The sequence below is a fragment of the Variovorax sp. Varisp85 genome (assembly GCF_047304045.1).
In the GTDB taxonomy this organism is placed as follows: domain Bacteria; phylum Pseudomonadota; class Gammaproteobacteria; order Burkholderiales; family Burkholderiaceae_C; genus Variovorax.
The window spans coordinates 37,870-52,491 of sequence record NZ_JBGLYN010000018.1 but is presented as its reverse complement, the minus strand read 5'-3'; the positions used below and the strand labels follow the sequence as shown (position 1 = coordinate 52,491).

15 protein-coding genes are annotated in these 14,622 nt (G+C 68.0%); 7 read left to right on the top strand and 8 right to left on the bottom strand.

Going from position 1 to position 14,622, the window contains the following annotated elements; all coding sequences use genetic code 11:
• The first annotated feature begins 38 nt into the window (after positions 1 to 38).
• The gene (locus ACCC97_RS10000) at positions 39 to 1,496 is read left to right on the top strand and encodes a PLP-dependent aminotransferase family protein (RefSeq protein WP_413332565.1); all 1,458 of its coding nucleotides are present in this window, start codon (positions 39 to 41) and stop codon (positions 1,494 to 1,496) included.
• A gap of 8 nt (positions 1,497 to 1,504) precedes the next feature.
• Here ACCC97_RS10000 and ACCC97_RS09995 read toward each other — a convergent pair whose 3' ends face one another.
• Positions 1,505 to 2,560: a sugar phosphate isomerase/epimerase family protein gene (locus ACCC97_RS09995; protein ID WP_413332563.1), complete on the bottom strand. Its 1,056-nt coding sequence runs from the start codon at positions 2,558 to 2,560 to the stop codon at positions 1,505 to 1,507.
• 140 nt (positions 2,561 to 2,700) lie between these two features.
• Here ACCC97_RS09995 and ACCC97_RS09990 point away from each other — a divergent pair, with 140 nt between their 5' ends.
• On the top strand, positions 2,701 to 3,582 hold the full coding sequence (locus ACCC97_RS09990) for a gamma-glutamyl-gamma-aminobutyrate hydrolase family protein (protein ID WP_042672665.1): 882 nt from the start codon (positions 2,701 to 2,703) through the stop codon (positions 3,580 to 3,582).
• Between the two features lie 30 nt (positions 3,583 to 3,612).
• Here the strand turns inward: ACCC97_RS09990 and ACCC97_RS09985 are convergent, their stop codons facing one another.
• The 3 genes from ACCC97_RS09985 to ACCC97_RS09975 form a co-directional block, all read right to left on the bottom strand.
• Positions 3,613 to 3,795, bottom strand: coding sequence for a hypothetical protein (locus tag ACCC97_RS09985; RefSeq protein ID WP_413332561.1), 183 nt, complete (start codon positions 3,793 to 3,795; stop codon positions 3,613 to 3,615).
• A gap of 84 nt (positions 3,796 to 3,879) precedes the next feature.
• Entirely contained in the window at positions 3,880 to 4,860 is a 981-nt protein-coding gene (locus ACCC97_RS09980; protein ID WP_413332559.1) for a tripartite tricarboxylate transporter substrate binding protein, read from the bottom strand.
• Positions 4,861 to 4,863: 3 nt separating this feature from the next.
• A complete protein-coding gene (locus ACCC97_RS09975; RefSeq protein WP_007828684.1) occupies positions 4,864 to 7,812 on the bottom strand; it encodes a DNA topoisomerase III in 2,949 nt (982 codons plus the stop codon).
• A gap of 87 nt (positions 7,813 to 7,899) precedes the next feature.
• Here ACCC97_RS09975 and ACCC97_RS09970 point away from each other — a divergent pair, with 87 nt between their 5' ends.
• Genes ACCC97_RS09970 through ACCC97_RS09960 form a run of 3 tightly spaced genes read left to right on the top strand, consistent with a single transcriptional unit; the run spans position 7,900 to position 9,607 of the window.
• Positions 7,900 to 8,586 (top strand): SET domain-containing protein, encoded by a 687-nt coding sequence (locus tag ACCC97_RS09970; RefSeq protein ID WP_413332557.1) that lies wholly within the window; start codon positions 7,900 to 7,902, stop codon positions 8,584 to 8,586.
• Positions 8,587 to 8,588: 2 nt separating this feature from the next.
• The gene (locus ACCC97_RS09965; RefSeq protein ID WP_007828692.1) at positions 8,589 to 9,404 is read left to right on the top strand and encodes a biotin--[acetyl-CoA-carboxylase] ligase; all 816 of its coding nucleotides are present in this window, start codon (positions 8,589 to 8,591) and stop codon (positions 9,402 to 9,404) included.
• A gap of 5 nt (positions 9,405 to 9,409) precedes the next feature.
• Positions 9,410 to 9,607, top strand: coding sequence for a hypothetical protein (locus tag ACCC97_RS09960; protein ID WP_007828694.1), 198 nt, complete (start codon positions 9,410 to 9,412; stop codon positions 9,605 to 9,607).
• A 9-nt stretch (positions 9,608 to 9,616) separates the two neighbouring features.
• Here the strand turns inward: ACCC97_RS09960 and ACCC97_RS09955 are convergent, their stop codons facing one another.
• Genes ACCC97_RS09955 through ACCC97_RS09945 form a run of 3 tightly spaced genes read right to left on the bottom strand, consistent with a single transcriptional unit; the run spans position 9,617 to position 12,316 of the window.
• Complete coding sequence (locus ACCC97_RS09955; protein WP_007828696.1) at positions 9,617 to 11,059, bottom strand: sensor histidine kinase; 1,443 nt, start codon at positions 11,057 to 11,059, stop codon at positions 9,617 to 9,619.
• A gap of 37 nt (positions 11,060 to 11,096) precedes the next feature.
• Positions 11,097 to 11,771, bottom strand: coding sequence for a response regulator transcription factor (locus ACCC97_RS09950; RefSeq protein ID WP_007828698.1), 675 nt, complete (start codon positions 11,769 to 11,771; stop codon positions 11,097 to 11,099).
• Between the two features lie 59 nt (positions 11,772 to 11,830).
• Positions 11,831 to 12,316, bottom strand: a complete 486-nt coding sequence (locus tag ACCC97_RS09945) for a MarR family winged helix-turn-helix transcriptional regulator (RefSeq protein ID WP_413332554.1) — start codon at positions 12,314 to 12,316, stop codon at positions 11,831 to 11,833.
• 146 nt (positions 12,317 to 12,462) lie between these two features.
• Here ACCC97_RS09945 and recA point away from each other — a divergent pair, with 146 nt between their 5' ends.
• Together recA and recX are read left to right on the top strand one after the other, a co-directional pair.
• A complete protein-coding gene (recA, locus tag ACCC97_RS09940) occupies positions 12,463 to 13,569 on the top strand; it encodes a recombinase RecA (protein ID WP_007828702.1) in 1,107 nt (368 codons plus the stop codon).
• 42 nt (positions 13,570 to 13,611) lie between these two features.
• Positions 13,612 to 14,070: a recombination regulator RecX gene (gene recX / locus ACCC97_RS09935; RefSeq protein WP_007828704.1), complete on the top strand. Its 459-nt coding sequence runs from the start codon at positions 13,612 to 13,614 to the stop codon at positions 14,068 to 14,070.
• 30 nt (positions 14,071 to 14,100) lie between these two features.
• Here the strand turns inward: recX and yiaA are convergent, their stop codons facing one another.
• Positions 14,101 to 14,538 carry an inner membrane protein YiaA gene (yiaA, locus tag ACCC97_RS09930; protein ID WP_007828706.1) on the bottom strand — a complete coding sequence of 146 codons (438 nt, stop codon included), beginning with the start codon at positions 14,536 to 14,538 and terminating at the stop codon, positions 14,101 to 14,103.
• Between the last annotated feature and the right edge of the window lie 84 nt (positions 14,539 to 14,622).

Below are 14,622 nucleotides of genomic sequence, written 5' to 3'. Positions count from 1 at the left end.
CAATTGGCCCTTCAAAAGAACCACAATTAACGAAGTTTATGGAGCCACTTTTCGAACTCGCCATCCACCTGCCGGGCGCCGGCTCGCGCGAACTGCTGCGTGAGGTGCACCGCCAGCTGCGCGGCGCCATCCTCGACGGCCGGCTGCAGCCCGGCGCGCGCCTGCCCGCCACGCGCGCGCTGGCGCAGCGCCTGGGCGTGTCGCGCAACACCATGCTCGCGGCCTACGACCTGCTGCTGAGCGAGGGCTACCTGCTGGCGCGCCCCGGCGCCGGCACCTACGTGGCCGACACGCTGCCGGCCTCCCGGCGCGGCCGCGCCACCAAGGCCTCGCCAGCCCGGCGCGACCCTCGCCTGGTGCCACTCACTCTTCCGGGCGCCGACCTCGTACCCACGCTGCAGCCATCGCCAGCGCGCGACGACTTCCGCGTCGGCCTGCCCGACGTGAGCGTCTTTCCCTTCGACATCTGGCGCCGCCTGAGCGACCGCGCGCTGCGCCGCGTCGCACGCCAGACCGCCGACTACGCCGACCCGCAGGGCCAGGGCGCGCTGCGCGAGGCCATCGCGAAGCACGTGTCGTTCACCCGCGCCGTCGGCTGCACCGCCGGTGACATCGTGGTCACGGCCGGCGCGCAGCAGGCCTTCGGGCTGCTCGCGCGCATCCTCGTCGTGCCGGGGCGCACGGTGGTCGCGGTCGAGCAGCTGTTCTACCCCTCGCTGCGCGAAGCCATGCTGGCCGCTGGCGCGAAAGTGGTGACCGTGCCGACCGATGACGAAGGCATGTGCGTGGACCGCATTCCGCCCGAGGCCCGCGTGGTCTGCGTGACCCCCTCGCACCAATTCCCCACCGGCGTGGCGATGTCGCCACCGCGCCGTGCCGCCCTGTTGGCCTTCGCGCGGGCGCGCAACGCGGTCGTCATCGAGGACGACTACGACGGCGAATTTCGCTTCGCCGGCCGCCCGCTCGATGCGCTGCAGACGCTCGACCGCGCCGAGTCGGTCTTCTACATCGGCACCTTTTCCAAGAGCCTGTTCCCCGCGCTGCGGCTGGGCTTCGTGGTGGCGCCGCCCTGGGCCCGCGCGGCGCTGGTGCGCGCGCGCGAACTGGCCGACTGGCACGGCCCGGTGCTGGGCCAGGAGGCGCTGGCCGCCTTCATCGCCGAAGGGCACCTGGCGCGCCACATCCGCAAGATGCGCAGGCTCTACGGCGCGCGGCGCACCGCATTGCTCGAGGCCCTGGCACGCCACGGTGCGGGCCGGCTCGAAGTGATTCCTTCGGACGCCGGCCTGCACCTGTCGGCCCGGCTGCACGGCGGTACGCGCGCCGATGCGGTGGTGGAGCGCGCCGCCGCGGCCGGCATCACGCTGCCGCCGCTCTCGCGTTTCGCGCTCGATCCGCACGCGCCCGGCGTGTCCAACGGCCTCGCCTTCGGCTACGGGCTGATCGCCGAGCAGCAGATCGATGGCGCGATCCGTCGGCTGGTCGCGTTGCTCTGACGGTCAGGTCAGGCGATTCCGAGCGTCCGCCTGTTGGCCGCCACGTCCACCCCGCCCGCCGCGAAGTCGTCGAAGGCCCGGTCCGCCACCTGGATGATGTGGTCGGCGATGAACGTTGCGCCCTCGCGCGCGCCGTCTTCCGGGTGCTTGATGCAGCACTCCCACTCCAGCACCGCCCAGCCCGGAAAGTCGTACTGCGCCAGCTTCGAGAAGATGGCCTTGAAGTTCACCTGCCCATCACCCAGCGAGCGGAAGCGCCCGGCCCGGTTGATCCAGCTCTGGAAGCCGCCGTACACGCCCTGTTTGCCGGTCGGGTTGAACTCGGCGTCCTTCACGTGGAAGATCTTGATGCGCTCGTGGTAGTGGTCGATGTAGGCCAGGTAATCGAGCTGCTGCAGCATGAAGTGGCTCGGGTCGTACAGCAGGCAGGCGCGCGGGTGGTTGTTCACGCGCTCCAAAAACATCTCGTAGCTCACGCCGTCGTGCAGGTCTTCGCCGGGGTGGATCTCGTAGCCCACGTCCACGCCCACGGCGTCGAAGGCGTCGAGGATCGGCCGCCAGCGGCGCGCGAGTTCGTCGAAGGCTTGCTCGACGAGGCCCGGCGGGCGTGGCGGCCACGAATACAGGTACGGCCAGGCCAGCGCGCCCGAGAAGGTCGCGTGCGCCGTGAGGCCCAGGTTGGCCGAGGCCTTGGCCGCGAAGTGCAGCTGCTCGACCGCCCACTGCTGCCGCCGCACCGGGTCGCCGCGCACTTCGGGCGCCGCGAAGCCGTCGAAGCCCGCGTCGTAGGCCGGATGCACCGCCACCAGCTGGCCCTGGAGGTGCGTCGAGAGTTCGGTGATCTCCAGGCCATGCTTCGCCAGCGTACCCTTCACCTCGTCGCAGTAGGTCTTGCTCTCGGCGGCGCGCCGGAGGTCGAACAGGCGCGCGTCCCAGCTCGGGATCTGCACGCCCCTGTAGCCCAGCCCGGCGGCCCAGCCGGCGATGCCGTCGAGCGTATCGAACGGGGCGGTGTCCCCCGCGAACTGGGCCAGAAAAATGGCGGGGCCCTTGATGGTTTTCATCGGCTTGTCTTCCTTCTTCGTTGGGGCGGCGTTGAAAGCATACTTGGCGTGTCGTCCGACCCCGTGCGAGAGGCCAACGAGCCAAAATGGACTTTCCTTTTCGCATCCATCGTCCGGTTCCCACTGACGACAGTCCCGCGATGACACAACCTGTTTCCGCCCGACTCAAGATCGGCCTGTCCGCCTGCTTCTCGCATGCCGACCCGGCCCGCTCGCTCTTCACCAACAAGACGCTGCAGTACGTCGAGCAATCGATCGCGCATTGGCTCATGTCCGCCGGCGCGATGGTGGTGATGGTGCCCTGCCCCACCGGCGAAACCGCGCGCGGCGACACCAAGCTTTCACACTACGCAGAGTGGCTCGACGGTGTCGTGATGCACGGCGGCGCCGACGTCTGGCCCGGCAGCTACGGCGAAGTGCCGCTCAAGGATGCGTGGATCGGCGACCAGATCCGCGACCTCTACGACCTCGCGCTGGTCGAGGCCTTCGAGCAGGCCGGCAAGCCGATCTTCGGCGTGTGCCGCGGGCTGCAGCTCATCAACGTGGCCTTCGGCGGCACGCTCTACCAGGACATCGAGGCCCAGCACGCTGGCGGCCTGCGCCACCGCGACCCGGTCACCTACGACCAGAACTTCCACGAGATCGAGCTGGTGCAGGGCACGCGGCTTTCCAAGCTCTTTCCGCAGGTGCAGAAGGCGCGCGTCAACAGCATCCACCACCAGGGCATCAAGGGGCTCGCACCGGGCTTCGAGATCGAGGCCTGGAGCCTGCCCGACCGCGTGCCCGAGGCCATCCGCCGCCGGTCCGACAAGGGCCGCAGCTACATCGCCGCGACCCAATGGCATCCCGAGTTCCACAAGTACGGCAGCACCGAGACGGTCGACGACACGCCGATCCTGCATGACTTCTTGTGGGCCTGCGCGACTGCCAGGGTCGCGCCCAAGACGTCGCCGGGGTCCGGCCCCGCCAAGATCCGCGACCGCGCGGCGCGAGTGTTGCGACAGGCGCTGCTGCGGCGCTGACGCGATCGGGAGGATGGCCGCCGGCCGGGCCTAGCGCCGGTCGGAGCGGTTCGTGCTGCCGCTGACGCCGGCATCGATGGTGCCGAACACCGTGACACCACTGCCCGGCGACGCACCGGCGGAGCCCGACGATCCGGCCGAGCCCGTTCCGGCGCAGCCCACCAGGACGGCCCCCATCGCAAGGGCGAACACAGCTGCAATGAATGACTTCACGGAAAACTCCAGGAGAGGGTGGAACTGCAGACCACTATAGGCCGCAGCCCCGGCTGGCCTTGTAACAGCCCCGGCCCTTGGTTGCTACTCCGGCTTCGCGCCAGAGGCCTTCACCGCCGCGCCCCAGACGCCGATCTCGCTCGCCACGAAGCGGTCGAACTCGGCCGGCGTCGTGGGCGCGGGCTCGGAACCGCGCTCGCGGATGAAACGCGCCATCTGCTCGCTCTTCAGGATGTCCGTGACTTCGCGGTTGAGCCGCTCGACGATGTCGGGTGGCGTGCCGCGCGGCGCCATCAGGCCGAGCCAGCCCACGGCCTCGAAGTTCTTCGTGCCCGCCACGCCGCTTTCGCGCACGGTGGGCACGTCGGGCAATTGCGAGGAGCGTGTGGCCGAGGTCACGGCCAGCGCCACCGCCCTGCCCGACTTGATGTGCGGCAGCGCGGCCGTCACCGAGTCGACCATCAGCGGAATCTGGTTGCCCAGGAAGTCCGACTGCGCGGGTCCGCTGCCGCGGTACGGAATGTGCGTGATGAACACGTGCGCCGCCGACTTGTACATCTCGCCCGAGAGATGCTGCGTGCCGCCGATGCCGGCGCTCGCGTAGCTCAGCCGCCCCGGCTCGGCCTTGGCGCGCGTCGTGAGGTCGGCCAGCGTTCGGATGCCGCTCTCGGGCGTGGCGAGGAACACCAGCGGCACCTTGGCGATCAGCGAGATGCCGACCAGGTCCTTGCGCGGGTCGAAGCCCGGCTTGGCATAGAGCGTCTGGTTCACCGCCATCGCGCTGCCGGCCACCACCAGCGTGTAGCCGTCGGGCTGTGAGCGCACCACGAACTCGGTGCCGATGTTGCTGCCGGCACCGGCCTTGTTGTCGACGATCACCGGCTGGCCCAGCCGTTTGCCGAGCTGTTCGGCGAGCGCGCGGGCGAAGATATCGGTGGCCTGTCCCGGCGGGAAGGGCACGATCAGCCTGACGGGCTTGTCAGGCCAGGCCGCGGCTTGTGCGAGGCAGGCTGCGCCCAGCAGCATCGCTGCAGCCAGGCCGGCGGCGAGATGTCGGCGCCGCATGGCTCAGGGCGCCGAAAGATGCTTGCCGACGATGCCCGCGAGCTCGAACATCGTCACCTGGTCCTTGCCGAACACCGGCTTGAGCTTGGCGTCGGCGTTGATCGCGCGCTTGTTGGCCGCATCCTGCAGGCCGTTGGCCTTGATGTAGTCCCACAGCTTCTTGATGACCTCGGTGCGCGCCACCGGTTCGGCGCCGATCACCGCGGCCAGCGAGTCGCTGGGCTTCAAGCCCGCGCCGGGCTTGCGCGGCGCGGCTGCCTTCTTCGCTGCCGGGGCCTTCTTCGCGGCGGGCGTCTTCTTCGCCGCCGCCTTCTTGGCCGCGGGCGCGGCCTTGCCGAAGGTCTTGCGCGGCGGGAACTTGCTGCCGCCCTCGCGCGGCGCGAACTCGAAGGTCACCTTGCCCTCTTCGGCATTCCAGGTCAGGAAGGCCTTGAAGGCGCGGCGCGTGCGCATGCTCACGAACTTGTCGAGCAGGTCGGTCTTGCCGGTGGCGAGCAGCTTTTCCATCTGCGCGCGCTCCACCGGCTGTTGCAGGATGATCTTGCCGGTCTTGAAGGTGCAGCTGGGCGTCGGCTGCGCGTTCGTCGGCACCGACTTCTCGCAGACGTAGTTGCTGCCGTGCTCGAACACCGGCGCGCCGCACACCGGGCACGGGCCCACGGTGTCCTGCTCGCTGAAGTCGACGATCTCGCCGGTGTCGCCGTTCTTGTCGTCGCCGAAGTCGAACTCCAGCTTCCAGTTCTTCGCCTCCTCGTCGAACTTGAGAATGATCTCGGAGGTGAAGGGCCAGCCGGCCTTGGAGCGGAAGCCTTCCAGCGGGCCGATGTGCTTGTCGTGCAGCAGCGCCTCGGCCTCGGCCACCTCGAAGGTGCGCCCGGCCGGCGACTTGCCGAAGGAGAAGCCGCAGGCATCCTCGCCCGTGCCGCTCTTGCCGACGCAGCCGTAGCGGCGGTAGTTTTCCTTCACCACGCCGCCGCAGTTGGGGCACGGCGTCTGCAGGGTCGCATAGTCGCCCGGCACGGTGTCGCGGTCGTACTCTTTCGCCTTCTTGACGATGTGCTCCGTCATCTCGGCGATCTCGCGCATGAAGGCATCGCGGCTCAGCGCGCCCTTTTCCATCTGCGCGAGCTTGTACTCCCACTCGCCGGTCAGCTCGGCCTTGGAGAGTTCTTCCACACCCAGGCCGCGCAGCAGCGTCATGAGCTGGAAGGCCTTGGCCGTGGGGATCAGCTCGCGGCCTTCGCGCAGCATGTACTTCTCGGTGATCAGGCCTTCGATGGTGGCCGCGCGCGTGGCTGGCGTGCCCAGGCCCTTCTCCTGCATGGCCTCGCGCAGTTCGTCGTCGTCGATGGTCTTGCCCGCGCCTTCCATCGCGCCGAGCAGCGTGGCTTCGGAGTAGCGCGCCGGCGGGCGCGTCTTCAGGCCCTTGGTGTCGACCGACTCGGCCTTCACGATCTCGCCCGGCTTCACCGGCACGAGGCGCTTGCCGTCCTTGTCGTCTTCCTTCTCGTCGTCCTGGGCTTCCTTGCCGTAGATGGCCAGCCAGCCCGGCTTCACCAGCACCTTGCCGTCGGTGCGGAAGGGGTACTTCCTGCCGCCCTGCTCCACCGTGCTGATGCGCGTGGTCACCTGGTACTCGGCGCTCGGGAAGAACACCGACATGAAACGGCGCACCACGAAGTCGTAGAGCTTCTGCTCGGCATCGCTCAGGCCGCTGGGCGCCTGCAGCGTCGGGATGATCGCAAAGTGATCCGACACCTTGGCGTTGTCGAAGATGCGCTTGTTGGGCTTCACGTAGTTGCCGTCGACCGCCTGCTGGGCGAACGGCGCCAGGTGCTTCATGCCGCTGTTGGCGAGCATGCCCATGGTCTGCTTGACGACGGGCAGATAGTCTTCCGGCAGCGCGCGCGAATCGGTACGCGGATAGGTCAGCGCCTTGTGGCGCTCGTACAGGCTCTGCGCCAGCGCCAGCGTGGTCTTGGCCGAGAAGCCGAAGCGGCCGTTGGCCTCGCGCTGCAGCGAGGTCAGGTCGAACAGCATCGGCGAGGCTTGCGTGGTGGGCTTGCTCTCTTCCGTCACCGTGGCGGGCTTGCCGCGCGAGGCGTCGGCGATGGCGCGGGCGTCGTGCTCGTTCCACACGCGGTCGGCGCGCTGCTCGGGATCGGGTTCGCCGTTGGCCAGCAGCGGCGCGTTGGCCTTCTTCCAGTCGGGGTTGAACCACTTGCCCGGGTACTCGCCGGCCTCGGCCGCGAAGCTGCCGTGGATTTCCCAGTACTCGCGCGAGACGAACTTGCGGATCTGCTCCTCGCGCTCCACCACGACGGAAAGCGTGGGCGTCTGCACGCGGCCCACGGTCGTGAGGAAGAAGCCGCCGTCGCGCGAATTGAACGCCGTCATGGCGCGCGTGCCGTTGATGCCCACGAGCCAGTCGGCCTCGGAGCGCGAACGCGCGGCGTCGGCCAGGCCCTGCATCTGCTTCTCGGTGCGCAGCGCGTCGAAGCCGTCGCGGATCGCCTGCGGCGTCATCGACTGCAGCCACAGCCGTTTCACCGGCTTGTGCAGGCCCGACTTGCCGCCGGCGTACTGCTCGATCAGGCGGAAGATCAGCTCGCCCTCGCGGCCCGCGTCGCAGGCGTTGATGAGCTGCGTCACGTCCTTGCGCTTGGCCTGCTTGACCACGGCGTTCAGGCGCGTCTTGGTCTTGTCGACCGGCTTCAGGTCGAAGTGCGGCGGGATCACGGGGAGATTGGCAAAGCTCCACTTGCCCCGCTTGACGTCGAACTCCTCGGGCGCCTGGATCTCGACCAGGTGGCCCACGGCGCTGGTCACGACGTAGCTTTCGTTCTCGAAATGCTCGTCGTGCTTGTCGAATTTCCCTGCCACCGGCGTGAGGGCGCGGACGATGTCCTGTGCCACCGACGGTTTTTCTGCGATTACCAAAGTCTTTGTCATCTAAGGGCTCTCTATACTCTGCGGCTTCCCGCGTGTGCACACGCGCACACGCGCATGTGTGCATATTCAAACTAACAGACTTCGGCGATGCCTTCCAAATCCCCACTTTCCGCCGGCCGCGAAACGGAAGCCCCCCATCCCCCCGAGGGGGAGGCGCGGCTTGCCTCGGGGCGGCCCAGCGGCCGCCGCATCCAGATGCGGCGCTCGGATGTCCACGGCAACGGTGTCTTCGCCGTGCAGGACCTGGCCGAAGGCGAGACGCTGATCGAATACAAGGGCGAGGTCATCAGCTGGAAGGAGGCGCTGCGCCGCCATCCGCACGACCCGGCCCAGCCGAACCACACCTTCTACTTCCACATCGACGACGGGCGTGTGATCGACGGCAACGTCAAGGGCAACGATGCGCGCTGGATCAATCACTCGTGCGAACCGAATTGCGAAGCAGACGAAGTCGATGGGCGCGTTTATATCAAGGCGCTGCGAAACATCTCTGCGGGCGAAGAACTCAATTACGACTACGGCCTGATCATCGACGAGCCGTACACGCCGAAACTCCTGTCCGAATTTCCCTGCTGGTGCGGCTCGGAGCAGTGCCGCGGCACGCTGTTGACGCCCAAGGACGACGAGAAGAAAAAGAAGAAGAAAGCCAGGAAGGCCGAAAAGAAAAAGGCCGAGAAAAAAGAAGCGAAGAAGGCTGAAAAGAAGGCCGAGAAAAAAGCCGGCAAGAAATCGGAGAAAAAATCCGCGAAGAAGGACAAATCCGACAAGGATTGACCATGAGCAGCAGCACAACGGCCGACTGGTTCGAAGACCGGATCGCCGCGGCGGTTGCGCCGCTGCTGCCCGGCTTCGCCGTCGAGGCCGTGGCCGAAATCGATTCCACCAACACCGAGCTGATGCGCCGCGCGCGCGGCGGCCGTGTCGAGCCCGTGCTGCTCGTGGCCGAGCGCCAGACTGCGGGGCGCGGCCGCCTTGGGCGGCCCTGGCAGAGCGCGCAGCAGAACGAAGAGCCCGCGTCGCTGACCTTCTCTCTCGGCCTGCCGCTCGCGCCGGCCGACTGGTCGGGCCTGTCGCTGGCCGTCGGCGTTGCCGTGGCCGAAAGCCTCGACCCCTCGGGCGTTCACAAGACCGGCCTCAAGTGGCCCAACGACGTGTGGGTCGGCGACTGCAAGCTGGCCGGCATCCTCATCGAGACCGCGCTGCCGTCCACCGGCCGGCCGGATGCGTCGCGCTACCTCGTGATCGGCATCGGCATCAACATCGGCGCGCGCGAAGCCGATGGCATGCGCACGCCGCCGGCCTGGCTGCGCCAGTGGCGTCCCGAGGCCACCGCGCCCGAGGTGCTGCACGAACTGGCCGAGCCGCTGGTGCGCAGCGTGCTCGACTTCGAGGCCAGGGGCTTCGCGCCGTTCGCTGAGCGCTTTGCCGCACGCGACGTGCTGCGCGGCCGCGAAGTGGCGCTCAGCGACGGCACCGCCGGGCTGTGCGAAGGCGTGGCCTGGGGCGGCGAGCTGCAGGTGCGCACCGACGCCGGCCTGCAACTGGTCTCCAGCGACGAAGTCAGCGTGCGCCCTCGCGGCATGGGGTTCTGATCCGCATGAAGCTGCGCCTTTTGCTCGTCGTTCTGCTGATTGCCAACGCCGGCTATTTCCTGTGGGCGCGCGGCGATCTCGCCGGCTTCGGCCTGGCGCCCGCCGCGCTCAGCGAACGCGAGCCGCAGCGCGTGGCGCGGCAGATCCATCCTGAATGGCTGCAGATCCGCAAGGAAGCCAGAACCGGCGCGCCGACGCCCTGATCCAGCGGGTCAGGAGGGCGTCTCGCTCTCGAAGCGCACCGTGAACAGCGCGCCCGGCGGCTGCTTGCCGGGATGCGCATCCTCCAGCTTCACCTGCGCGCGATGCTGGTTCGCGATCTCCAGCACGATCGGCAGCCCCAGCCCCGAGCCGTCGGCCTCGTTGCCGAGCACGCGGTAGAAGGGCTCGAACACCAGCTCGCGGTCGCTCTCGGCGATGCCTGGGCCGTTGTCTTCCACCTGCAGCAGCAGCACGTGGCCGAAGGGGTCGGCCAGCACGCGCACGGTGATCAGTCCCGGGCGCTGCGGCGTCGAGGGCGTGTAGTTGATCGCGTTGTCGACGAGGTTGCGCACCAGCTCCTTCAGCAGCGTCGCGTTGCCGTCGAACACCACGCCCGGCGCCCCGGCCTCGGCGCCGTCGTAGCCCAGGTCGATGCGCTTCTCGATCGCGCGCGGCACGGCCTCGCGCACCACCTCGATGGTGAGCCGCGCCAGGTCGCAGGGCTGGTGGTGCGCGTTGGCGCTGTTGCCCTCGGCGCGAGCCAGCGACAGCAGCTGGTTCACGGTGTGCGTGGCGCGCTTGCTCGCACGGCCGATCTGCTTGAGCGACTGCTTCAGTTCGTCGGCATTGGCGCCTTCGCGCTGCGCCAGGTCGGCCTGCATGCGCAGGCCTGCCAGCGGCGTTTTCAACTGATGCGCCGCGTCGGCCAGGAATCGCTTCTGCGTGCCGATCGAATCGTTGAGCTTGTCCAGCAGCTCGTTGACCGAGGACACCAGCGGCACCACTTCCTGCGGCACCGACGATTCGTCGAGCGGGCTCAGGTCGCCCGGGCGCCGCTCGCGGATGCGCGCCTCCACCACCGACAGCGGCTTGATGCCGCGCACCAGCGCCAGCCAGATCAGCAACACCGCCAGCGGCAGGATCGCGAACTGCGGCAGCAGCACGCCCTTGATGATCTCGGCCGCGAGCACCGACTGCTTCTCGCGCGTCTCGGCCAGCTGCAGCAGCGAGGGCGGCACGTCCTCGGCGCCGCTGGCGATCCACAGGGAGGCCACGCGCACCGGCTTGCCGTGCACGTCGCTGTTGTGCAGGAACACCTGGCCGGGCGGCAGCGGCTCGTCGAGCCCGGGCAGCGGAATGTCGCGCTCGCCGCTCAGCAGCGTGTCGTGCCCGTCGAACAGCTGGTAGTACACGTGGCCTGTGTCGTCGGCCCGCAGGATCTCGCGCGCCGACTGCGACAGCGCGAACTGCGTGTGCCCGTCCTTCACCGTCACCAGCTCGGCCAGGGCCTTCACGTTGTGCTCGAGCGCGCGGTCGAAGGGCGCGTTGGCAATGCCCTGCGCCACCAGCCACGTGACGCCGATGCTCACGGGCACCAGCAGCAGAAGCGGCGTGAGCATCCAGTCGAGGATCTCGCCGAACAGGGAGCGCTGCGCGCGCTGGAAAAGCTTCACCGGGCTTGCCCCAAGGCTTCGCGCTTGGCAAGGAGCATCAGGGCTGGATCTTCTCGAGGCAGTAGCCCAGCCCGCGCACCGTCGCGATGCGCACGGGACCCTTCTCGATCTTCTTGCGCAGGCGGTGGATGTAGACCTCGATGGCGTTGAGGCTCACCTCCTCGCCCCATTCGCACAGGCGGTCGACCAGCTGGTCCTTGCTCACCAGCCGGCCGGCGCGCTGCAGCAGCACTTCGAGCAGGCCGAGTTCGCGTGCCGACAGCTCGATCATCTTGCCGTCGATGGTCGCCACGCGGCCGGCCTGGTCGTAGACCAGCGGGCCGTGGCGGATCGTGTTGCTGGTGGTGCCCATGCCGCGCCGGGTGAGGGCGCGTACGCGCGCCTCGAGTTCCTGCAGGCTGAAGGGCTTGGCCATGTAGTCGTCGGCGCCGTGGTCCAGGCCCTTGACGCGTTCCTCCACGCTGTCGGCCGCCGTGAGCACCAGCACCGGCAGCTGCGAGCCGCGCGCGCGCAGGCGCTTGAGGATCTCGATGCCGTGCAGGTTGGGCAGCCCGAGATCAAGGATCAGCAGGTCGAATTCGTCGTGCGTCATGAGGGCGGTGTCGGCCTGCGAGCCGTTCGCCACGTGGTCGACCGCCGCGCCCGAGGTGCGCAGGCTGCGCAGCAGGGCATCGGCCAGCACCTGGTCGTCTTCGGCAATCAGAATCCGCATATGCGCCACCTCCGGCTGTGTCGGCGCCCCTTGGCGCGCGTTGGTCTCCGCCTAGGAGTCTAGCCCGCCGTATAGGCTTCGAGTCCGATGGTTACCACGGTGGCAATGTCGTTTCCCACGCTGGCGCGGAACTCGCCTTCGGCCTGCGTCACCGCACTGCGGAAGGCGTCGAGCCAGGCCAGGCCGTCGGCCGTGAACAGCACGCGCCGCGCCCGCGCGTCCAGCGGGTCGGGCCCGCGCGTCACCAGCCCCCAGGCTTCGCACTGGTCGACCAGCGCGCCCATGGCCTGCTTGGTCATGCCGGCGCGCTCTGCCAGTTCGGTCAGGCGCGAGCCTTCGCGTGCCAGATGGCGCGTGATGTGGATGTGTGCCGCACTCACCTGCGCGCGCGCCGCGAGGTTCGACAGTGCCAGCGGCACGCCGACGTCATGTGCCATCAGCTCCAGCACGCGCTCGTCGAAGCGGCGCATCGCGTGGCCCAGCAGGCGGCCCAGGTGGGTCTGGCGCCAGGCGTCGGGATCGGTCGGGAACGCGGCTTCGGACATGGCGCCAAATGGTAAAGCAAACTGACCAAAAAATGGGTTTACTCGAGTCAATGAACCCCTACACTACTGTTCAAGCATCCAGCCTGTAATTAAAAGCAGATGGATTGAAACCCAACACAAACCGTTGATATTCAAGGAGTTTCCACATGGACGCAGTCGTCAAGGGCGCAAGCATCTCGGTCGCCAACAGTGAAAAGGCCAAGGCCCTCCAGGCCGCACTGGCCCAGATCGAAAAGCAGTTCGGCAAGGGCACGATCATGCGGCTCGGCGAAGGCGAGGCGCTCGAAGACATCCAGGTGGTCTCCACCGGTTCGCTGGGCCTGGACATCGCGCTGGGCGTCGGCGGCCTGCCGCGCGGCCGCGTCATCGAGATCTACGGCCCTGAATCGTCGGGCAAGACCACGCTCACGCTGCAGGTCATCGCCGCCATGCAGAAGCAGGCCGGCACCTGCGCCTTCGTCGATGCCGAGCACGCGCTCGACGTGCAATACGCCCAGAAGCTCGGCGTGAACCTGTCCGACCTGCTCATCAGCCAGCCCGACACCGGCGAGCAGGCGCTCGAAATCGTCGACTCCCTGGTGCGCTCGGGCGCTGTTGACCTGATCGTGGTCGACTCCGTCGCCGCGCTCACGCCCAAGGCCGAAATCGAAGGCGAGATGGGCGACTCGCTGCCCGGCCTGCAGGCCCGCCTGATGAGCCAGGCGCTGCGCAAGCTCACCGCCACCATCAAGAAGACCAACTGCATGGTCATCTTCATCAACCAGATCCGCATGAAGATCGGCGTGATGTTCGGTTCGCCCGAAACCACCACCGGCGGCAATGCGCTGAAGTTCTACGCCTCGGTGCGCCTGGACATCCGCCGCATCGGCACCATCAAGAAGGGCGACGAGGCCATCGGCAACGAAACCAAGGTGAAGGTGGTGAAGAACAAGGTGTCGCCGCCGTTCAAGACGGCCGAGTTCGACATCCTGTTCGGCGAGGGCATCAGCCGCGAGGGCGAGATCATCGACATGGGCGTCACGGCCAAGATCGTCGACAAGTCGGGCGCCTGGTACGCCTACAACGGCGAGAAGATCGGCCAGGGCCGAGACAACGCCCGCGAGTTCCTGCGCGAGAACCCCGAGCTGTCGCGCGAGATCGAGAACAAGGTGCGCGAATCGCTGGGCATCCCGCTGCTGGCCGCCGATGCCGGCGCCACGCCCGAGAAGCCGCAGAAGGCCGCGAAGGCGGACAAGGCCGACAAGGGCGAGTAAGTACAGGCGCGGCTCCCCGGGGGCCGCGCGAGCGACCCCCGCATGGCATTCAACGCCCCGTCCCTCAAAGGCCGCGCACTGCGCCTGCTGAGCCAGCGCGAACATTCGCGCGCGGAACTGGAGCGCAAGCTGGCCAGGCATGAAGAAGAGCCCGGCACGCTGGCGAAGGCGCTCGACGAGCTGGCCGCAAAGGACTTCATCAGCGAGCCGCGCGTGGTGGCCTCGGTGCTCAACCAGCGCGCCGCCCGCTCGGGTGCGCTGCGCGTCAAGCAGGAACTGCAGGCCAAAGGCATCGCGCCCGAGGCCATTGCCGAGGCGGTGGCCGGGTTGCAAGACACCGAAGTCGAGCGCGCCACCGCCCTGTGGCGGCGCCGCTTCGACGCCCCGCCCGCCGATGCGAAGGAGCGGGCGAAGCAGATGCGGTTCCTGATGGCGCGGGGCTTTTCAGGTGCCGTCGTGTCGAAGGTGCTCAGGAGCGATTTCGATGAGGCCGGCGAATGACGCTGCGCAATCGTCCCGAGGCAGGCTGGATCAGTTCGCTTCGGGCACTTCGTCGAGCGAGGGCGTCTCGCTCTTGTGCGCGGCGATGTCGCGCACATTCTTCTGCACCGCGACCGCACCGAACAGGCTCAGCAGGAATGCCATGGCATAGAAGCCCTTCTCGCTGGCAGCCAGCGTGGCATTGAACAGGCCAACGGCGAGCAGGGCGACCGACAGCAGCAGCGAGATCCAGCACAGGCCGTAGTAGATGCCGGTCACGGTCGTGCCTTCGAGGCGGTCGCGCACGGTCTTCTGCAGCGACACGGCGGAGAACAGGCCGTACATCAGGATGGTGAAGTAGTAGCCCTTCTCGTTGAGCTGCATGGAGGCGTTCCACAGCCCGATCAGGTAGACGATGGCGCCGATGAGCAGCGCGGCCCAGGAAGCGGCGACGAATGCCGCGGTCGGCTTCTGGAATTTGATGGCCATGGAATCCTCCTCGTGTAGATGGGTGCGCGATTATGGTGTGGAGCGCCAATGGCATGATCCACCGCGCGCCGGCAGCTCGCACTG